This window comes from Rhodococcus sp. 320_ES (assembly GCF_059691855.1).
This window is the reverse complement of record NZ_JCAWAG010000001.1, coordinates 1-14754: the sequence shown is the minus strand read 5'-3', so window position 1 is coordinate 14754 and position 14754 is coordinate 1. Positions and strand designations below refer to the sequence as shown.

Genomic DNA, 14754 nt, shown 5'->3' with positions numbered 1-14754 from the left:
CGAGCTAGGGCGCAGCCACGCGCCCCAGCTCCGCGTCACCGGCGAGCGCCGGATGGTGCGGCAGGACTCGCACCGTGTAGCCCACGTTGCCCGACATGGGCAGCGTGGTGTCCACGTCGAAGATCGCCTCGCCCTCGGTGCCCTGACCCGAGTGGGCCATCGGCACGGTGACGACTCCGGACAGGTTTTCGTCCGAATCCGCCTTACCCAGAACCGCCTGCACCACAACGTCTTCCGGGGACAGACCAGCCAGGTCCACGTGCGCGGACAGGGTCAGTTCCGATCCGAGCACGGGGGTGTCGGGCAGTCCGGAACTGTCCACCTCGAGAACCCGCAGCGACGGCCACGCCGAATCGATGCGCCCCCGGTACTCGGCGAGGGCCTTGGCTCCGGCGAATCCGTCCGCCGTCGCCGCGGCGCCGGCGCGTGAGGCCGGACCGTAGTATCCGGTCGTGTAATCGCGAACCATCCTCGACGCCAACACCTTCGGGCCGGTCCGTTGCAAGGTGTGCCTCACCATCTCGACCCACCGTGCCGGCAGTCCCTCGGCGTTGCGGTCGTAGAACTTGGGCAACACCGACTTCTCGAGCAGTTCGTAGAGGGCCGCGGCTTCGAGGTCGTCTCGTCGCTGTTCGTCGACGACACCGTCCGCCGTCGGGATGGCCCACCCGTTCTCGCCGTCGTACATCTCGTCCCACCATCCGTCGCGGATGGACAGGTTGAGTCCGCCGTTGAGAGCCGACTTCATTCCGGAGGTACCGCACGCCTCGAGCGGCCGCAACGGGTTGTTGAGCCACACGTCGCATCCCCAGTAGAGGTAGCGCGCCATCGACATGTCGTAGTCCGGGAGGAACACGATGCGGTGCCGCACGTCCGCTTCGTCCGCGAAGCGCACGATCTGCTGGATGAGCGCCTTGCCGCCGTCGTCGGCGGGGTGGCTCTTACCGGCGACCACCAGCTGCACCGGTCGCTGCGGATCGAGCAGCATCGCCCGCAGGCGGTCGGGTTGACGCAGCATCAAGGTCAGACGCTTGTACGTCGGGACCCGTCGCGCGAAGCCGACGGTCAGCACCGACGGATCGAAAACCTCAGCGGTCCATCCCAATTCGGCCTCGGTGGAACCGCGCTCCAGTGCCGACGCCTTGACTCGGCGACGAACCTCCTGCACCAGCTCCGCCCGCAGGTCGCCGCGGATGCGCCACAACTCCTGCTCGGTGACGTCGCCGAGCCGCTCCCAGCCCTCGGCCTCTTCCATCGTGTGGTCGGCAAGTTCGATCCACCGGCGCGACGCCCACGTGGGCGCGTGCACGCCGTTCGTGACCGATCCGATGGGCACTTCGTGTGCGTCGAAGCCCGGCCACAGCTCGTCGAACATCCCGCGGCTCACGATGCCGTGCAGCTTGGACACACCGTTGGCGCGCTGCGCGGACCGCAGCCCCATGTGGGCCATGTTGAACACACTCGGGTCCTGCTCGCGGCCGAGTTCGAGGATCCGATCGAGCGCGATACCGGGCAGCAACGACGACTGTGCGGACCCGTCGCCGAAGTAGTGGCGCACCAGATCGGCCGGGAACCGGTCGATGCCGGCCGGCACCGGAGTGTGCGTGGTGAAGACGGTCGACGCGCGCACCGCGGTCAATGCGGAGTCGAAGTCGAGCCCGTTGGTGTTGTCGGCCAACAACTCTCGGATTCGTTCGAGTCCGAGGAAGCCGGCGTGTCCCTCGTTCATGTGGAACACCGACGGATCCGGAAGGTTGTGGATCGTGGTGTACGCACGCACGGCGCGCACCCCGCCGACGCCGGCCAGAATCTCCTGCTTCACCCGGTGGTCCTGATCGCCGCCGTAGAGGCGATCGGTCACCCCGCGCAGTTCGGGATCGTTGTCCGCGATGTCGGAGTCGAGCAGAAGGAGCGGAATGCGGCCCACCTGCGCGATCCACACCCGCGCGCGCAGCACTCGATCGCCGGGCATGGCGACGTGAACCAGCACCGCGGAACCGCCGTCGTCGGTCAGCAGACGCAACGGGAGTCCCTGCGGGTCGAGCGACGGGTAGCGCTCCGCCTGCCATCCGTCGGCGGTCAACGACTGGCGGAAGTATCCCGACCGATAGAGCAGGCCGACGCCGATGAGCGGCAGCCCGAGGTCGGAGGCGGCCTTCAGATGATCGCCGGCCAGGATCCCCAGGCCACCGGAGTAGTTCGGGAGGACCTCCGACACGCCGAACTCCATCGAGAAGTACGCGATCCCCGCAGGCAGGTCCTGGCCCGCCTCGAGCTCACGCTGGAACCACCGTGGTTGACGCAGGTACTCGTGCAGTTCGTCGGTCAGCTCTCCGAGGCGGGCGACGAAACCGTCGTCGGCAGCGAGTTCGCGGAGCCGCTCTGGGCCGACCTCACCGAGAATGCGAACCGGGTCGCGTTCGCTACGGATCCACAGCTCCGGATCGATGCTCTCGAAAAGATCCTGGGTGGGCGAATGCCAGGACCACCGCAGGTTGACCGAGAGTTCGGCGAGTGGGGAGAGACGGTCGGGCAATTGGGCTCGGACGGTGAACCGACGCAGGGCTTTCACCGGCCGAACACTACCCGGGGGCGGGGGCCACCGCGGGCGGACAACGAGAACAGTTCGAGAAATCGGTTTGAGGACGGTCGATCGCGGCCATTCCACCTTCGACTCTGCGACCACACAACGCCAGGGCAGTGACTCCGATACGGTTAAAGGCGTTCTTCAGCCAGACACTCACAGCCAGCGACGCATCAGAAATGGGGCTCCGGTGACAGGCCGACTCGGCATCGACGACGTACTACCCGACACGACGGCCGGGAGGTTTCCCGCGAAAGCCGTGGTCGGAGAAACGTTTCCAGTGTCCGCGGCGGTGTGGCGAGAAGGGCACGACGCCATCGCCGCCACCCTGACCGTCCGCGGACCAGGACAGACGAAGACTTTGCGCATCCCGATGGTGCCGGGCAGCGAACCCGACATCTTCCATGCGGTGTTCACCCCCGACGCCGAAGGATTCTGGATCGCCCGCATCGAGGCGTGGAGCGACCCGGTCGCCACCTGGATGCACGCGGTCGAGGCCAAGTTGGGTGTCGGCCAGGGACCTAGCGAGCTCGCCAACGATCTCGAGACCGGCGCGTTGCTGTTCGAGCGGGTGGCCAAGACCGTGCCCAAGACCGACCGGCCGCGTATCGACGAGGTCGTGGCGTCGTTGCGTAGCGATGCCTTCCCCCCGACGCGCGTGGCTCCGGCGTTCACACCCGAGGTGCGCGCCCTGATTCGCGAGTACCCGCTGCGCGAACTGGTGACCCGTGGCAACGCGGTCAACATCTGGGCCGACCGCCGGGTTGCACTGTTCGGTAGCTGGTACGAACTCTTTCCCCGGTCGACGGGCGGCTGGAACGAGGACGGAACTCCGCGGCACGGCACCTTCGCCACGACCGCGGACCAGCTTCCGCGCGTGGCGGCCATGGGCTTCGACGTCGTCTACTTCCCGCCGATTCACCCGATCGGCAAGATCAACCGCAAGGGCCGCAACAACACCCTCACACCCGGACCGGACGACGTGGGTTCGCCGTGGGCCATCGGCTCGGACGAGGGCGGCCACGACGCCACCCACCCGCAGCTCGGCACCGCCAAGGAATTCCGCGCCCTGGTCACCGCGGCCAAGAGTCTCGGACTCGAGGTCGCCCTGGACCTGGCGCTGCAAGCGGCACCGGATCACCCGTGGGCCAAGGACCATCCCGAGTACTTCACGGTCCTGCCCGACGGCACCATCGCCTACGCGGAGAACCCGCCCAAGAAGTACCAGGACATCTACCCGATCAACTTCGACAACGATCGCAAGGGCATCTACACCGAAGTTCTTCGCGTCGTCCGGTTCTGGATCAAGCTGGGCGTCAAGATCTTTCGGGTCGACAACCCGCACACCAAGCCACCGGACTTCTGGGAGTGGCTGATCGCGGAGATCAAGAAGACCGACCCGGACGTGCTGTTCCTTGCGGAGGCGTTCACCCGCCCCGCCCGGTTGTACGGCCTGGCGCGTCGCGGATTCACGCAGTCCTACACGTACTTCACCTGGCGCACCTCGAAGACCGAACTCACCGAGTTCGGCACCGAGATCGCCGCGAAGGCCGATCAGTCGCGTCCCAACCTGTTCGTCAACACCCCGGACATTCTGCACGCGAGCCTGCAGCACGGAGGACCGGGAATGTTCGCCATCCGGGCCGTACTGGCGGCGACCATGTCGCCGACATGGGGCGTCTACTCCGGCTTCGAGCTGTTCGAACATCAGGCCCTGCGCGAGGGCAGCGAGGAGTACCTCGACACCGAGAAGTTCGAGCTGCGACCCCGCGACTTCGAAGGCGCCCGCGCGCGCGGCGAATCGCTCGAACCGTGGATCACCACGCTGAACGCCATTCGCCGGGCACATCCTGCGTTGCAGCAACTGCGGAACATCCACTTCCACGCCATCGACAACGACGCACTGATCGCGTACTCGAAGTTCGACCCCGAGACCGGCGACGCCGTTCTCGTGATCGTCAACCTGAACCCGTTCGGAGCCGAGGACGGCACCATCTGGCTGGACATGCCGAAGATCGGTCGAGACTGGCAGGAACACCTGACGGTCACCGACGAGGTCTCCGGACAGCAGTTCCAGTGGGGTCAGGCCAACTACGTCCGGCTCGAACCGTGGCGAGCCGTCGCCCACGTGATCGCGTTGCCGCACATTCCCTTTCCCGCACGATTAGAGCTCGCCTATCGGGAAGGAACATCATGACCGATACAACGCCCCCCACATCCACGCGCGCCGACTACTCGCCGCCGTCGTCGGACGACCTGTCGCTGCTGGCGAGAGGCCATCACCACAATCCGCACTCGGTTCTCGGTGCCCACCCGGTCACCGGCGGCACCGCCATCCGGGCACTGCGCCCGAACGCGAAGTCGGTCACGGCGGTCATCGGCGGGAAGGACTACCCGCTGAGCCATCTGGCGAGCGGTGTCTTCGACGCAGTGGTCCCGATCGAGAACCTCTCGGACTACCGGCTGCGGGTCGAATACCCCGGTGACCACGTGGTGACCGTCGCCGACGGCTATCGCTTCCTGCCCACCCTCGGCGAGCTGGACCTGCACCTGTTCGGTGAGGGCCGACACGAACGGCTCTGGGAAATCCTCGGCGCCCACCCCCGCTCGTACACGACGCCCGACGGCGAGGTCTCCGGCACGTCCTTCGCCGTGTGGGCTCCCGGCGCGGTCGGCGTGACCGTCGTCGGCGAGTTCGACGGCTGGGGCGGCCAGACGTGGCCCATGCGCACCCTGGGATCGACCGGGGTGTGGGAGCTGTTCGTCCCCGACATCGGCGACGGCACCCTCTACAAGTTCCGCGTGCACGGCAAGGACGGCGTCACCCGCGACAAGGCAGATCCGATGGCCTTCCGCACCGAGGTCCCGCCGTCCACGGCGTCGGTCGTCTCCACCAGCTCCTACCGGTGGCAGGACGACGCTTGGATCACCGCCCGCGCCGAGGTCGAACCGCACCGCGCACCGATGAGCGTCTACGAGGTGCATCTCGCGTCGTGGCGCCCCGGACTGAACTACGCCGAACTGGCAGAACAACTCTCGGCTCACGTCAAGGAAACCGGCTTCACCCACGTCGAGCTCCTGCCCGTGGCCGAGCATCCGTTCGGCGGTTCGTGGGGTTACCAGGTCACCTCCTACTACGCGCCGACGTCACGCTTCGGTACCCCCGACGAGTTCCGTGCCTTCGTCGACCGGATGCATCAGGAGGGCATCGGCGTCATCGTCGACTGGGTTCCCGCGCACTTCCCGAAGGACGAGTGGGCCCTGGCCCGCTTCGACGGTTCCCCGCTGTACGAGCACGGTGATCCCCGCCGCGGTGAGCAACTCGACTGGGGCACACTGGTTTTCGACTTCGGTCGCACCGAGGTCCGCAACTTCCTCGTCGCCAACGCCCTGTACTGGATCGACGAGTACCACATCGACGGACTCCGTGTGGATGCCGTCGCGTCCATGCTCTACCTGGACTACTCCCGGCCGGACGGCGGCTGGGAGCCCAACATCTACGGCGGACGCGAGAACCTGGAGGCGGTTGCCTTTCTCCAGGAGATGAATGCCACCGTCCACAAGCAACATCGGGGCGTCGTCACGATCGCCGAGGAATCCACGTCCTGGCCGGGTGTCACACGCCCCACCAGCGTCGGCGGTCTCGGCTTCTCGATGAAGTGGAACATGGGCTGGATGCACGACACCCTCGGCTACATGGGCCGCGATCCCATCCACCGTGCGTACCACCATCACGAGATGACCTTCTCGCTCGTCTACGCGTGGAGCGAGAACTTCGTCCTTCCGATCAGTCACGACGAGGTCGTGCACGGCAAGGGCACGCTGTGGACACGCATGCCGGGCGACGACTGGGCGAAAGCCGCCGGTGTGCGCGGGATGCTCGCCTACATGTGGGCGCACCCGGGCAAGCAGTTGCTCTTCATGGGCCAGGAGTTCGGCCAGGCCGCCGAGTGGTCCGACGAGCGCGGCCTCGACTGGCACGACATGGACGGCGACGGTGTCGGAGTGCTGCACCGCGGCGTTCAGAAGCTGGTCGGCGACCTCAACCGCACCTACGTCGACGGGCCCGAATTCTGGACCCAGGACAGCTCGCCGAGCGGGTTCTCCTGGATCGACGCCAACGACACGGCGAACAACGTGCTCAGCTTCCTGCGATTCGGTACCGACGGCTCGACCGTCGCGTGCCTGTTCAACTTCTCGGGCACTCAGCATGCGGACTACCGCGTCGGACTGCCCGAGCCGGGCACCTGGACCGAGATCCTGAACACCGACTCCGAGTCCTACGCCGGTTCCGGCGTCGGCAACCTCGGTGAGGTCACGGCATCGGAGCAGTCGTGGCACGGTCGGCCCGCCTCGGCCCGCGTCACACTGCCGCCCTACGGGGCGATCTGGCTCAGACTGGAGAGGTGATGACCGGGGGTCGCTGGGGCCTGATTGCAGCGACCCTCGTCGTCGCCGTGGTCGCGTCGGGATGCGGCGCCGTCGTGTCCGGCCGCGCCGTCTCTATCTACGACGACCCGTTCACCGTCGCCGGCCTACCCGTCACCTCCGGTCCGTCGGGGCCTCGCCCCGGAGTGCGCCACGCCGACATGCCGGTCACGAACTACGACGGCAACGACGCCGACGTGCTGGCCGTGGACGCCGTAGACGACATCCAAACATATTGGAATACGGTCTATCCCACGCTCTTCCGAGGTCGTTTCGAGCCGGTCTCGGAGCTGATCTCGTGGGATGCGAACGCGCGGCGTGGGCAGAACCCGGACTTCTGCGACGAGGAGACCGACGGAGTCCCGAACGCCGGTTTCTGCTCGCTCGACAACACGATCGGCTGGGATCGTGGAATTCTGCTTCCCGCCATGATCGATGCGTTCGGACCCATGTCCGTGGTGATGGTCCTCGCGCACGAATACGGCCACGCCGTGCAGACGCAGTCGGGACTGGTCGGCGACAGCGATCCCACGATCGTCGCCGAGCAACAAGCCGACTGCTTCGGCGGCGCCTTCATGCGCTCCGTGGCCGAGGGCCAGTCGAAGCACTTCACGCTCAACACCTCCGACGGGTTGAACTCCGTCCTCGCCGCGACGGTCGCCGTCCGAGACGAGGACCCCGGCTCCCCCGATTCGGTCCACGGATCGGCGTTCGAGCGCGTCACCGCCGCGCAGATCGGATTCACCGACGGCGCGGGCGCGTGCACGAAGATCGACGAGAAGGAAGTCGAATCTCGGCGGGCGAGCCTGCCGCAACAATTCGACAATCCAGCGGACACAGGCGAATTGCCGGTCACTCAGGAATCGCTGGAAATGTTCGCGACCACCTTCGAGCAGGTACTTCCCACCCCCACACCGCCGACGTTCGACTACAGCGGCGCCGACACCGGATGCACCGACGCGAAAACCACCGAGCCGGTGTCCTACTGTCCCGCGACCAACACGATCGGTGTCGACGTCGAGAAACTGGCCGACCGCGGCGAACAGTCCAGGTCCGGCGACGACGTACTGCCCATCAACGTCACCGGTGACTACAGCGCGTACGTCGTCTTCGTCTCGCGCTACGTTCTCGCCGTTCAGAATGCCGCCGGGCAGAGTCTCGTCGACGCCCGCGCAGCCCTGCGGTCCGCATGCCTCTCGGGTGCCGTCACAACGTTGCTGAGCCCCGAAAATCCGCAGGACGGAGCACAATTGGCCGTCACGCTCTCTCCCGGCGATCTCGACGAAGCCGTCTCGGGACTGCTCTCGGACGGGCTCGCAGCCTCCGACGTGGACGGCAACACCGTGCCCAGCGGCTTCTCCCGCGTCGACGCGTTCCGCTGGGGTGTGCTCGGTGGCCGAACAGCCTGCGACGGCCGCTACAACTGAGGCACACTGAGTACGTGAGCGACACAGGTGAGTGGTACTACGACGTCGAGACCAAGCAGGTCTCGCAGGGCAAGCAGACCGGATACGCCAACCGGATGGGTCCCTACCCCGATCGGGAGAGCGCAGAGAACGCCCTCGAAACGGCCGCCGCGCGCAACAAGGCGGCCGACAAGGACGACGACTGGAATTAAGTCGTAGTCAGTACAGCGCCGATCAGTACAGGGCTGTTGCGAGCTTTCGCCGGGCGCTCACCACGAGCGGATCGGCGACATCGAACAACTCGAAGAGTTCGAGCAAACGGGCCCGAACACGTGAACGGTCTTCGCCCGCAGTGCGTTTGACCAAGGCGACGAGCCTGTCGAAAGCCTCTTCGATGCGCTGCTCGTGGAGTTCGGCATCGGCTGCGTCGAGACCGGCGTCGATGTTCGACGGGTCGGCGTCCGCGGCGGCGACCGCGTCGGCCGGGAGCTCCTGCACTCGGGCGAGGAACCGCACCTGACGCACACCGCTCAGCGCTTCGGCGTTGGACGGTTCCGCGTCGACGATCGCCTGGAACGCTTGCTCGGCCTTCACGAAGTCGCCGTCGGCGAGCGCCTCTTCCGCCGCGTCGAATCGTGGGTCGCTCGGTTCCTCGGGCTCGGCGCCGTCGGCCGGCGGGGGTCCGCTCAACTTGCCCTCCACCGCCTGGGCGATGGCGGCGAGCCACTGCCGGAGGTGTTCCTCGGGTTGAGGTCCCTGCAGATCGGCGAGCGGTTGTCCGGCGGCCACCGCGACCAGAGTCGGGATCGCCTGTACTCCGAAGGCCTGCGCGATGCGCGGGCTGACGTCGACGTCGACGTTGGCCAGAACCCACGTGCCTTTGCCCTCGACGGCCAACGTCTCCAGCGTCGTCGTGAGCGATGCGGTCTGCGGCGACCGGGCCGAGAAGAAGTTGACGATGACCGGCACCTGGTTCGACCGGACCAGAACGTTGTCCTCGAAGTCCAGCTCGGTCACGGCGACGACCACGGGCAGCCCGTTGGGCGCGGTGGGCGGCGGAGGTGCGTCCTTGGCCGCAGCCTTGGCTTTGAGGGCGGACAGATCCACGGCGCCGGACATGGCGGCCGCTGTCGCTGCCGAGGGACGGGGAGGACGAGAGCCGGGTCGAGTCACGCCCGATATTTTGTCACTACGCGGTGACCGAGCGTGAGGTTGCCCCACCATCGGACAGCTCCGCCAATCGGCCCGCTCGCACAGCCCAACGCTCGAAGACGACGGTGCCGAAGGGCGGGATGCTGGCCAGCAGCGCCACGAGGGTGACAGGCGCGCTCCACTTCAGCTTCACCGCAGTGAGGACCGTGACGACGAGATAGATGACGAACACCGCGCCGTGAATCATGCCCGGGTATCGGACGGCGCTGTCGATGTTGGGATCCGGGATCCACTTGATCGCCATTCCGATGAGCAAGGCCACCCAGGTGATCGCCTCGGCGATCGCGACGAATCGAAAGCGCTTGGCCGTGGTGGAGAGATCGAGTGCGTTCGCCATACCCTCGATTGTGCCCGACCATTACGACAGCCGGTAGTTGGTCCTCGGTGTGTGACCTACGCCATGCTCTTTCCGGGCTGTGCCGCTATACCGTGTTGTGATGACTTCCACCACGCAGTCCCCCACTGCTCAGGTGATCGCGGCGGGCCTGGTGACCGCGATCGATCATGTCGGTATCGCAGTCCGCGACCTCGACTCCGCGATCGAGTGGTACCGCGAGCACCTCGGCATGGTGTCCACCCACGAAGAGGTCAACGAGAGCCAGGGCGTCCGCGAGGCCATGCTCTCCGTGCCCGGAGCGACGGATGCGTCGGCTCAGATCCAACTGCTGGCACCGCTCGACGAGTCCTCCACCATCGCCAAATTCCTCGACCGCAACGGGCCCGGCTTGCAACAGCTCGCGTTCCGCGTGGGCGACGTCGAAGCGGTGTCCGACTTTCTGCGCGAGCGCGGCGTTCGGTTGCTCTACGACGCGCCCCGGCGGGGTACCGCCGACTCCCGCATCAACTTCGTCCACCCCAAGGATGCGGGCGGGGTGTTGATCGAACTCGTCGAGCCCGCTGCCTCGACGGAGCACTGACGGGTACACGCTGGGAACAACGGAGGTTGTCCCGGTAAGTTGGCCGCCATGGTGAACGAGAACGTCAGCGGGGGCGCTACGAACCTTCCTTTCAGCGTCACACGCAAAGGGTTCGACAGAGACGAAGTTCAGCGGTACTTCGAGCGCTTCGACGCGGAGTTGCGTGTCACCGCAACCGATCGCGACGCGGCCGCAGCGCAGGCGAGGGACCTCGCTGTGCAGCTCGAGGACGCGCGGGACGAGATCGACGACCTTCGCAAGGACATCGATCGACTCTCCGTCCCCCCGACGACCGCGGAGGGCATGAGCGATCGCATTTCGCGCATGCTGCGCCTGGCCTCGGACGAGGCGTCGGAAGTGCGTTCCACCGCACAGGCCGAAGCCGCCGAGATGATCTCCGTCGCGGAGCAGGAGAGCGAGCGTCTCCGCGGCCAGCACGACAGCCTTGTCGCCGAGCTCAAGGAACAGCGAGCGGCGCTCGACAAGGAACACGAGAAGACGATGACCGAGGCGCGCGCCGAGGCCGCCCGGATCATCGAAACCGCTAAAGCCGAGCGCGACCGGCTCGATGCCGAGGCGGAGAGCAAGCGCAACGCGATCCAGGAAGACTTCGAGATCACCATGGCCGACCGTCGGGCCACGGTCGTCGCGGAGGTCGAGGAACTCGACACCACCAGCAAGGCCGAGGCAGCCAAGCGACTGGCCGAGAGCAAGGCCGCCGCCGAGACGCTCCTTGCCGAGAGCACAGCCGCGGCCGAGAAGCTGCGGTCCGAGAGCACCGCCGAGGCCGAAGCGCGTCTGACCGAGAGCCGGAACGAGGCAGAACGACTTCGTACCGAAAGCCAGGCGGAAGCCGAGAAGGTACTGGCCGAGAGCAAAGCCGCCGCCGAGCGCCGTCTCGCCGAGGCGAGCGCCGAAGCCAAGCGAACGCTGGCCGATGCCACCGCCGAGGCCAAGCGACGTCTGCAGGCCGCAACCGAACAGTCGGAACGACGGATCGCGCACGCGAAGGAACTGGCCGAAGAGCTGCGCGTGTTGCGCGGACGCGTCCTGGCTCAGCTGCTGGGCATCCGCGGGCAGCTGGACTCGGTGCCCGCGATGCTGTCGTCGGTCAACCGAGAGAGCGAGCTGCTCGACAGCTCGCAGTCTCAGGACGACGACGTCGACGACTACACGGACGAGGACGAGAGCACGTCCGTCCGCACCGGAAACTGACGCGGCGCTTGCTCGTCAGGACCACCGACGGGTGAGCGTCCTGGTGCCGCGGCCCGACCAGCACCCGGTGTGCCAATGTCGCCGATCGTCCGGCCCGCCGATGCGATCGACGGGCCAGACGACGACGTGGGCAACGCCCGGCATGATTTCCTGATCGCATCCCGGGCATCGGTACGGCTTCGTGGCCCTCGATCCCGGAACGGACCGCACGGCGTAGCGCTCGTCCTCGTCGCCGGCCGGTCCGGATTCGGTGCGCATGGTCGCACCGCCGAAGAGGGTTCCCTCGTCACCGGTAGCGCGCGGCTCCGCAGGCGCGGTGCGGCGGCCTTTCCGGTCAGGTTTGCGTCGAGGCACGCCTCCGATTCTATCGGCGCTCAGAAGAGTTTGAACTCGGTGCTCTCGGTACCCCGAAGGACGTCGTAATCTAGTGTGAGACAACGAATTCCGCGGTCCGCCGCGAGGGTCCGCGCCTGCGGCTTGATCTGTTGTGCCGCGAAGACTCCGCTGACCGGCGCCAAGAGCGGGTCGCGGTTGAGCAACTCGAGGTACCTGGTCAGCTGCTCGACGCCGTCGATGTCGCCGCGGCGCTTGATCTCCACCGCCACCGAGCCGCCGTCCTCGGCGCGACACAGAAGGTCCACGGGGCCGATTGCGGTCGGATACTCCCGGCGGACGAGCGTGTAGCCGGGCCCGAGGGTTTCGACGTGCTCGGCGAGCAGCTCCTGCAGGTGCGATTCGACGCCGTCCTTCACCAGACCGGGGTCGACGCCCAGCTCGTGCGAGGAGTCCAGTTCGATGTCTTCGACCGTGATCCGCAGTTCCTCGCCGGCCTTGTTGGTGACCACCCAGACCTGCCGATCCGCCGGCACGATCTCGCCCTCGAGCGGCGCACTCAGATGCTCGGGGTTCTCGGTCAGCCAGCACGGCGGTGTCATCCAGTTCAGCGGCTTGTACGCACGATCGTCGGCGTGGATGCTGACCGAGCCGTCGGCCTTCATGAGGATGAGACGTCGCGCGAACGGGAGGTGCGCGGTCAGGCGTCCCACGTAGTCGACTTGGCAACGAGCAATGACGAGACGCACTCGGACACAGTAGAACAGTTCGCCGGATAGTCTGACCATCACCATGCCCCGCAGACCAGGTCGTACCGTTGCCCCGCTGGGATCGTCGCTTCTCGGCAAGCCCGACGAGTCCCCCCGCCGCCGGCGTATTCGAGTCCAGATTCTGCTCACGGTGTCGCTACTGGGAGCCAACGCCATCGGGCTCGTCGTGGTGCTCACCTTGGTGAGCGTCGTGGTGCCGGGGCCAAATGTCGTGACACCGCGCGAGTACTGGTGGGTCAACTTCATCATGCTCCCCGTCTACCTGGGGCTCGCATTCCTGATCGGTCTCGTCTACGGAACCACCCGTACCGTGCGGGGACTGCGATGGGCCATCGAGGACCGCGAGCCGACCCGACGCGAGCAGGTTCGGACTCTCGCCATGCCCTGGCGACTGACCCGAGTGCAGATCCTTCTCTGGACCGTGGGGTCCATCCTATTCACGACCGCCTACGGCACCATCGACCCGAACGCCATTCCCAAGGTGGCCTTCACCGTCGTCTTCGGCGGAACCACCGTGTGTGCGTTCAGCTACCTGCTCACCGAGTTCGCGTTGCGCCCGGCCGCCGCGCGGGCGCTCGATGCGGGCGATCCGCGGCGTATCCGCATGGCGGGCGTGATGGGTCGGTCCCTGTTGTCCTGGTTGCTGGGGACCGGCGTTCCCGTGATCGGTCTGATGATCATCGCCATCGCGTCGTTCATTCGGCAGGACACCAGTGCCACACAGTTCGCTGTTGCCATCCTGGCCCTCGGCTCGGTGACGATCGTCTTCGGCTTTCTGCTCACCTTTCTCGGGGGCCTGGCCACGACCGCCCCGATAAAGAACGTGCGATCCGGCATGGCCGCCCTCGAGAAGGGCGAGCTCGACACGCGCCTCGAGGTGTACGACGGAACCGAGCTCGGTGAGCTGCAGAGCGGATTCAACCGCATGGCCGACGGTCTCCGTGAGCGAGAGAAGATCCGCGACCTGTTCGGTAGGCACGTGGGCACCGAGGTGGCAGAGGCCGCGCTGGCTAAAAACCCCGAACTGGGCGGTGAGGAGCGCGAGATCGCAGTGTTCTTCATCGACCTCGTCGGATCGACCGAGCTCGCAGCGTCGCACCCACCCTCCGAGGTCGTCGATCTGCTCAACCGCTTCTTCCACGTCGTGGTCGAAGAAGTGGATCGGCACGAGGGTTTCGTCAACAAGTTCGAGGGCGACGCCGCCCTCGCCATCTTCGGGGCGCCGAGCGACATCGACGACCCGTGCGGCAAGTCCTTGGCAGCAGCCCGCCGCATCCGGGACCGTCTCGTAGTGGAAGTCCCGGACTGCAAGGCCGCGATCGGTGTCGCCTCGGGCCGGGCAGTGGCCGGCAACATCGGCGCGAAGGCCCGGTTCGAGTACACAGTGATCGGCGACCCGGTCAACGAGGCAGCCCGTTTGTCCGAGCTCGCCAAGACCATTCCAGGGGCTCTGGTGGCGTCCGCTCGAACGATCGACGAAGCGAACCGTGCCGAGGGCTGGACGCTGGGAGATTCCGTCACATTGCGTGGGCGGTCCCAGGAGACGCAATTGGCAATACCGGCGGAGTAGGCCGGAGCTGCGGCGCAGTCCTGTCCCCCCATTACCGATCCAATGTGACGTTGGGTCCATCTAGGGGACCCAATGCGTCATTGGATCCCGTCACCATGCGGTTTCCAGGGACGAACTGTGCTTTGCCCCCGGCCGATCCGTCGACAGCGATCAGTGGAAGAGGCGCTCGGAGCGTGTAAGCCGGCCACAGCTCGATTCGGGTCACCTATAAACGAACGGTGTTGCACCCGTTGGCTTTACCCGGAAATGCAGAAAGCCCCTCACCGTGTGGTGGGGGGCTTTCTGGGATGTTGTGTTCGGCGGTGTCCTACTCTCCCAC

General features: G+C 66.5%; 12 protein-coding genes. 7 read left to right on the top strand and 5 right to left on the bottom strand.

Features of this window, described 5'->3' with window-relative positions:
• Positions 1-4: 4 nt before the first annotated feature.
• On the bottom strand, positions 5-2572 hold the full coding sequence (gene glgP / locus AC59JP_RS00060; RefSeq protein ID WP_497323572.1) for an alpha-glucan family phosphorylase: 2568 nt from the start codon (positions 2570-2572) through the stop codon (positions 5-7).
• 202 nt (positions 2573-2774) lie between these two features.
• On the opposite strand from glgP, the gene AC59JP_RS00055 reads away from it, so the two are divergent.
• From AC59JP_RS00055 to AC59JP_RS00040, 4 genes are read left to right on the top strand one after another with little or no spacing between them, the layout of a single operon-like run.
• Entirely contained in the window at positions 2775-4781 is a 2007-nt protein-coding gene (locus tag AC59JP_RS00055) for an alpha-1,4-glucan--maltose-1-phosphate maltosyltransferase (RefSeq protein ID WP_497323571.1), read from the top strand.
• Positions 4778-6994, top strand: coding sequence for a 1,4-alpha-glucan branching protein GlgB (glgB, locus tag AC59JP_RS00050; RefSeq protein ID WP_497323570.1), 2217 nt, complete (start codon positions 4778-4780; stop codon positions 6992-6994). The genes AC59JP_RS00055 and glgB overlap by 4 nt, the downstream gene beginning before the upstream one ends.
• Positions 6994-8439, top strand: coding sequence for a neutral zinc metallopeptidase (locus AC59JP_RS00045; protein WP_497323569.1), 1446 nt, complete (start codon positions 6994-6996; stop codon positions 8437-8439). The genes glgB and AC59JP_RS00045 overlap by 1 nt, the downstream gene beginning before the upstream one ends.
• 14 nt (positions 8440-8453) lie before the next feature.
• Positions 8454-8630 (top strand): hypothetical protein, encoded by a 177-nt coding sequence (locus AC59JP_RS00040; protein WP_497323568.1) that lies wholly within the window; start codon positions 8454-8456, stop codon positions 8628-8630.
• 22 nt (positions 8631-8652) lie between these two features.
• On the opposite strand, the gene AC59JP_RS00035 is transcribed toward AC59JP_RS00040, so the two are convergent.
• Positions 8653-9537, bottom strand: coding sequence for a co-chaperone YbbN (locus AC59JP_RS00035; protein ID WP_497324819.1), 885 nt, complete (start codon positions 9535-9537; stop codon positions 8653-8655).
• Between the two features lie 70 nt (positions 9538-9607).
• A complete protein-coding gene (locus AC59JP_RS00030) occupies positions 9608-9976 on the bottom strand; it encodes a DUF3817 domain-containing protein (RefSeq protein WP_497324818.1) in 369 nt (122 codons plus the stop codon).
• Positions 9977-10067: 91 nt separating this feature from the next.
• Here AC59JP_RS00030 and mce point away from each other — a divergent pair, with 91 nt between their 5' ends.
• Together mce and AC59JP_RS00020 are read left to right on the top strand one after the other, a co-directional pair.
• A complete protein-coding gene (mce, locus tag AC59JP_RS00025; protein ID WP_497323567.1) occupies positions 10068-10547 on the top strand; it encodes a methylmalonyl-CoA epimerase in 480 nt (159 codons plus the stop codon).
• A gap of 48 nt (positions 10548-10595) precedes the next feature.
• A complete protein-coding gene (locus AC59JP_RS00020; protein ID WP_497323566.1) occupies positions 10596-11762 on the top strand; it encodes a hypothetical protein in 1167 nt (388 codons plus the stop codon).
• Between the two features lie 15 nt (positions 11763-11777).
• Here AC59JP_RS00020 and AC59JP_RS00015 read toward each other — a convergent pair whose 3' ends face one another.
• Positions 11778-12116, bottom strand: a complete 339-nt coding sequence (locus tag AC59JP_RS00015; RefSeq protein ID WP_497323565.1) for an Rv1322 family protein — start codon at positions 12114-12116, stop codon at positions 11778-11780.
• A gap of 20 nt (positions 12117-12136) precedes the next feature.
• Positions 12137-12844, bottom strand: a complete 708-nt coding sequence (gene nucS / locus AC59JP_RS00010) for an endonuclease NucS (protein WP_497323564.1) — start codon at positions 12842-12844, stop codon at positions 12137-12139.
• Positions 12845-12887: 43 nt separating this feature from the next.
• Between nucS and AC59JP_RS00005 the strand changes: the two genes are divergently transcribed.
• Positions 12888-14435: an adenylate/guanylate cyclase domain-containing protein gene (locus AC59JP_RS00005; RefSeq protein ID WP_497323563.1), complete on the top strand. Its 1548-nt coding sequence runs from the start codon at positions 12888-12890 to the stop codon at positions 14433-14435.
• Positions 14436-14754 lie beyond the last annotated feature (319 nt).